Source organism: Pseudomonas sp. xss_4 (assembly GCF_043104125.1).
Taxonomy (GTDB): Bacteria; Pseudomonadota; Gammaproteobacteria; order Pseudomonadales; family Pseudomonadaceae; genus Aquipseudomonas; species Aquipseudomonas parafulva_B.
The window spans coordinates 1-4,518 of record NZ_JBICKJ010000054.1 but is presented as its reverse complement, the minus strand read 5'-3'; the positions used below and the strand labels follow the sequence as shown (position 1 = coordinate 4,518).

The window sequence follows — 4,518 nt, the reverse complement described above, 5'->3', positions numbered from 1 at the left end:
TTGCGTACGCTGTCGTAGAGTTCGCCGACGTTGTCGTAGGCCTGGGTCTTGCGCAGGCGCACGATCAGGCCGAACAGGGGGATGGCGCCGTCGGCCAGCGGGTTGTAGCCGTGGCCGCGCAACTGGAAGCCGAGGTCTTCGTCGGCGTCGATGTGTTCGATGGTGTCGAAGCCGATGACGCGCTTGTGCGGGACGGCAGGCGCGGGCGGGGTACGCAGGTAGGGCTGGCGGGCGAGGGTGTTGGTCATGTCATTGGCTCCTGATGGCCCAGAACTGCATTTCCAGTTCGGGGTAGTCCCCGGCGATGTGGAAGCCGAAGCCTGCGGCCTCGCGCATCATTTGCCAGTTGGCGTGGCTGCGGTCGAGCTGGAAGTAGCTGAAGCCGGAGTGGAACGGCAGGTGGCGCGGCGCGACGGGCAGCGGGGTGAGCGGGATGCCGGGCAGTTGCAGGTTGATGAGTTCGCTGAGTTTTTCCTGCGAGGCGACCTTGGCCTGCTGGAGGAATTGCTGGCGCAGTTTTTCCAGCGGCATGCGGGCGCGCACGGCGAGGATGAAGTCGGCGTCGTCGAGCAGGCGGCGGTCGTGCACGGCGGCGGTGAGGGTGCCGTACTGCTGCTTGATGATCGGCAGCGAGACGGCGCGCGGTTGTAGGACGGTGCTGAGGACGCGGCGCAGGGTTTCTTCCAGGCGGCGGAAGGATTCACGCAGGTTGTCGTGCTGGTAGGCCGGGTACTCTTCCGGCAGGCGGCCGTCGTCGGTGAAGGTCACCAGTTCGCCGCAAGCCTGGCTGAAGGCGACATAGAGCTGCTCGGGGTGCACGTGCTGGCGGCGCGACAGGTGCAGGAACAGCGGGTGCAGGCGGTTGAGGGCCTGTAGCAGGTTGAAGTCGGTGACGTCGGCCACGCCGGATTGGCTGGGCGAGCCGATACGCTCGGCGATGCTGCGGGCACGTTCGCGCATCAGGCTGGCGGTTTCGCCGAGGAAGCGCCCTAGTGGCGGCACGGCGGACAGCGAGACGCTGGTGGGGTAGAAGTGTTCGTCGAGCACCAGGCTGCCGTCCGGGCGCTTGTCGAGGATGTGGCACAGGGCGATGCCGGTGAAGGCGCTGCGGTCGTCCCGCTCCAGGGTCAGTTGCAGGTTGGGGATGGCCAGATCCAGGCGGATGTGGTCGCCTTCTTCGCTGTGGGTGTCCCTGGCTTCCTCGGCGTGCGCGATGTAGCGGGCGTTGGCGTAGGTGTCGGGCCATTGCACTTCCAGCACGCCGTCGGACTTGAGCGGCAGGGTCAGGTAGACCACCTGGCCGGCGCTGGTGGCGTCGGCGATGGTCAGGGGCGCGGGCGGCGGCTGGTCGTTGGGGATGTTGAAGACCGTGCCGTCGGGCATGACGCCCTGGGCCCTGACGATGGCGATCTTGCCGAAGCTCAGGTACTCGTGGTTCAGCTCCAGCACGCTGAAGCCGTACAGGTGTTCGCTGACGGCGTTGATGCGCTGGTTGGCGTGGTGCTCCAGCGCGCGCGCCTGTTGTTGGAAGTGCTGTGGCTTGACGAACAAGCCTTCGCTCCAGATGACAGAGTTCCTTGATGTCATTTCGTCGGTCTCGGTTTCGGCTGGCGGTAGCGCTCTTCGGTGATGGCGACCGCGTTGTCGTGGAGGGTGAGGTGTGCGTTGCGCGGGGATGTAGTCATGGCACGTGATCCCCGATCTGGTTATCGGCCCACTGCCAGAGAGTCAGGCCCTTGCTGGTTTCACTGGGGATCTCGGGGAATACCTCATCCTGGGCGAACTGACGGCGCGAGCCGTGTTGGGCCAGGGTGAACCAGTAGCCGGCGCGCGGGCAGGGCTGGCCGGCGTAGGTGGGCGGCGGCACCGATGGCGTAGCGGGTGTGGCCGGCAGGTTACGGGCAAAGTCCGCCAGGTCGCGGGGGTAAAACGGCATATCGCGGTAGCTGCTGTCATCAATCTCCAACAGCCAGGTGACGGCGGCGGCCTCCCAGGCCCAATAGCCATAGAAAGAAACATCCGACTCGCCATGCAGGTCGGTATAGGGTTCGCGGCGGCTGGCGTGATACCACTCGTCCAGGTACTTGGTCATAAGCGTCGGGCGCTTCTCGGGCGTGGCGTCGAAGACCTTGAACAGCTTACGGTAGGGCAAATGGCGGGTGGCGGTATCCGGCGGGGTGCCACGGCCGGGGGCGAAGGGCGCGACCAGGCGTTCGAGCAGGCCGTCGCGGATGCCCAGCTCCACGTTGGCGAAATCGAGGATCGCCATGACCCTTGGCATCTGTGCGGCATGGCCGCTGAGCAGGCCGAAGCAGACCAGACGCAGGGCGACGATCCAGTATTCGTTGCCCTTGAGATAGACATGCGGCATGACTCGGCCGTTGGCATCGGGCGTCTGCAGGTAGGCTTCCTGAAAGCCGGCGTATTCCTCGGCCCAGACCAGGGCATGGGGCCAGACTTCGGCGAAGGCTTCCACCGGCGCGCCAGCGGAGTATTGCAGGCTGAGCCAGTTCAGCACGTCCCATAGTCGCTGTCGTGTGGAGGTCATCAAACCACCGGGTTTTGCCTTGTCTCGGTACTTCGGCAAGTCGGTAGTGATCATGGCAACGCCACTTAATGCTTCTTCAAACAATTCGCTGTACCGGAAGTAGCGTAAGTGCGGTTCGCGACGCTGCTCAAAACGTGTGGATGGAACCTGCCAGGTGGCCCAATATTTCCAGTCGATGGGATGGAGCGCTTGCATATCGATCAGCCTATGAGGATATCGGTGGGGATGACGAATTCGGTGCCAATCTGGTGGCTGGCCTGACCCTTGGCACAGCGGGGACTGGTCTTGCCCTTGCGCCTGTCGTGTAGGTTGTGATTGGCACCGACCACAGTAATTACACTGCGGTCGTAGGGGCACTTGACCAACTGTTTCTGTGGAGTGCCTTCATCCAGGGAAATGGTCGAACCCAATTTGAAGTGAACACGTCTCCAAGCCCTTATTTTCCGGAGCAAGTCACTATGCTCGGCAACGATCTCTGCCTTATCTATCCTGGCAGCTACCCAGCGATGACTGAGTTGGCGGCCATCCTTTGTGTCGCCAAGGTTATTTCCTAGACGGCTTTCATCCTCCTCCCCCATATAGGCATCCAGACCATAGCGCAGCGCCTCGAAGACACGCTTCGGGGTTTCCAGCCGGTGCATGCCTTTTCCCGTGCCCTTGGTATCGCTGACCCGGTAGCCCAGGGGCAATCGGCTGCCATGCCAGACATGGTCGATACCCTGATGTCCTCCCGGCAGATTGCCGTCGGGCTGCTTCATCTCGTACAGGCGAGCGTTCTTGTTGATCTTCGAGCGATTCTTCTGGCGCTTGACGAAGAAGTAGTCGGCGATATGTTCACCCGATACGCCGATTTCACGGCGATTGCGGCGGCTGCGCTGGCTCTGCCGTTGTTGCGCGCTGACCTGGCCCTGGCGTGGTATGGCCGTGCCGCTGGAGTTGGTGGGGATATCGCGGTTGGCCGGGGCCGAGGCTGCGGGTGTGGATGAGGCGGCCGGGGTCTGGCTGGTGGTGTTGGTACTTTGCTGGGCCGGCTTGCCTGCGTTGCCGCCACTGGATGCCGGTGCTGATGAGCCGGGCGGCGACTGGCGCGGGGTGTCGGCATGGCGGCTGGCGCGGGAGCCCGCGGTGGTGTTGGGCAGGGGCTGGGCATCTGGTGGGATTGCTGCAGCGAGCCCATGGCCTGTTCGATCTTCTGCTGGGCCTTGGCCTTGAGTACCCGGAGCTGGGTGACCAGGCGGTTGAGGCCCTGTTTGTCCATGATCCAGCGGGCGCTGCGGGTGCCGAGCACGTCGATCATGCCATCGAGGATCTGGTTGGTCTTGGCGACGAGCTGGCGGGTGTAGCTGGCCCAGTCCAGCTCGCGGAACCACTTCTCGATATTGCCGCGCACGTCCCTGGGCAGGCTGTCGAGGATGCGGCTCATGGGCACGCCGCTACGCAGCATGCGGAAGACGTTCTTGAGCGCGTCGCCAAACAGCGGCACCAGGGCGATCAGGCAGAGCACCAGTTCGATCCAATTGTCGGCGTTGTCGCTGTCGCGGGTCAGCGAATGGAGGGCGCGCAGGATGTTGTAGGCGTCGAGCGCCTGACCGACGCCGGGAATGCAGCCGAGCACGACGGTGACGACCATCTGGCTGACGGACTGGCCACGGCCTTCGACGACTTCCCGTACCCAGGTGAGGATTTCGGCGAGGGTGTCGGTCTCGGCCTGCCTGATAATGGTCTTAGTGTTCATACCGTAGCCTCCCGCTCGTATGCCTGTGAGTTGAGGGCGACTTCCTGTCTCGATGTCATTTCATCGGTCTCGGTTTCGGCTGGCGGTAGCGCTCTTCGGTGATGGCGACCGCGTTGTCGTGGAGGGTGACCAGCAGGGCGTACTTGTGCCCGTTGGGCTCCAGGCGCAGTACCTGTTTCCAGGTGGCGCCGTTCTGGTCGTGGAAGTTGGCGAAGACGGCGAGGTAGCGGGTGTC

The 4,518-nt window shown here is 63.7% G+C and carries 5 protein-coding genes and 1 pseudogene; all 6 read right to left on the bottom strand.

The features are described from left to right. Window positions 1-248 (bottom strand): annotated as a pseudogene (locus ACF8GB_RS10550) (DotU family type IV/VI secretion system protein); the annotation flags it as partial. 1 nt (window position 249) lies between these two features. Next, entirely contained in the window at window positions 250-1,587 is a 1,338-nt protein-coding gene (gene tssK / locus ACF8GB_RS10545) for a type VI secretion system baseplate subunit TssK (RefSeq protein ID WP_326384453.1), read from the bottom strand. A gap of 94 nt (window positions 1,588-1,681) precedes the next feature. After that, window positions 1,682-2,602: a PoNe immunity protein domain-containing protein gene (locus tag ACF8GB_RS10540; RefSeq protein WP_230376704.1), complete on the bottom strand. Its 921-nt coding sequence runs from the start codon at window positions 2,600-2,602 to the stop codon at window positions 1,682-1,684. 146 nt (window positions 2,603-2,748) lie between these two features. Next, window positions 2,749-3,306: a hypothetical protein gene (locus ACF8GB_RS10535; RefSeq protein WP_196186655.1), complete on the bottom strand. Its 558-nt coding sequence runs from the start codon at window positions 3,304-3,306 to the stop codon at window positions 2,749-2,751. Further along, the gene (locus tag ACF8GB_RS10530; protein ID WP_196186656.1) at window positions 3,303-4,283 is read right to left on the bottom strand and encodes a hypothetical protein; all 981 of its coding nucleotides are present in this window, start codon (window positions 4,281-4,283) and stop codon (window positions 3,303-3,305) included. Before ACF8GB_RS10530 ends, ACF8GB_RS10535 begins: the two co-directional genes overlap by 4 nt. Window positions 4,284-4,338: 55 nt before the next feature. Further along, the coding region (locus tag ACF8GB_RS10525) for a type VI secretion lipoprotein TssJ (protein WP_392526999.1) at window positions 4,339-4,518 on the bottom strand (180 nt) is incomplete at its 5' end.